The following is a 641-nucleotide window of genomic DNA, read 5'->3' as shown; positions in this document are numbered from 1 at the left end:
CACCTGTTTTTCCATTAACTGCAACTGAGTTGATTCCTGCCGGTACATTTACATATATACCTTTTTCAGGAGACCAATCCGGCTGCTGAATATTAATAACTGATGCTGTTGTTGAATCGTCATATGAGAATCCATCCCCTAAGTCTGTCCAAACCTTTACTGAAGGATCTCTTGTTGTTGTTTCCCCTTCATCTTCGATTTTTAATGTTGCATTTCCTGTAACAGTAGCTGAATTTTCTGTAGCTGTTGCGCTAACAACTATCTGATATTCTCCTACTGCCAATGTGCTTACCTCTGATAAAGGAATAAACATACCATGGGCATTTGTTCCGTCAATTTTTACACTTTTTCCATCTACTGTTGTTGTAATAGAAGCAGCATCTACTTCTGTACCCCATGCAAAATGGATTCTTGCCTTGTCAAATATTCCCTGACATGTAAATCCTACAATAGTAGCATCGCCGTCTGTAACTGTATAAACTTTTCCATCTACAGCAACGCTTCCCTTTGCCTTAACCGATGTCTGTCCATAAAATGTCATCGAACTGACAACCATAGCTATGGCACAAACATAAGCAAAAAACTTTTTCATTGAATTACTTAATTTCATCATATACTCCTTTCTATAACTCAACTTTTTT

At 37.4% G+C, this 641-nt stretch carries 1 protein-coding gene; it reads right to left on the bottom strand.

Translation table 11 applies throughout. From position 1 onward, the window contains the following. Positions 1-610 (bottom strand): hypothetical protein (locus Q5O30_RS01545; protein ID WP_302674511.1); only part of this gene is annotated, 610 nt, incomplete at its 3' end. Between the last annotated feature and the right edge of the window lie 31 nt (positions 611-641).

Source organism: Eubacterium sp. CAG:161 (assembly GCF_000432355.1).
In the GTDB taxonomy this organism is placed as follows: Bacteria; Bacillota; Clostridia; order Lachnospirales; family Lachnospiraceae; genus Eubacterium_G; species Eubacterium_G segne.
This window is presented reverse-complemented; position numbering and strand designations above follow the sequence as displayed.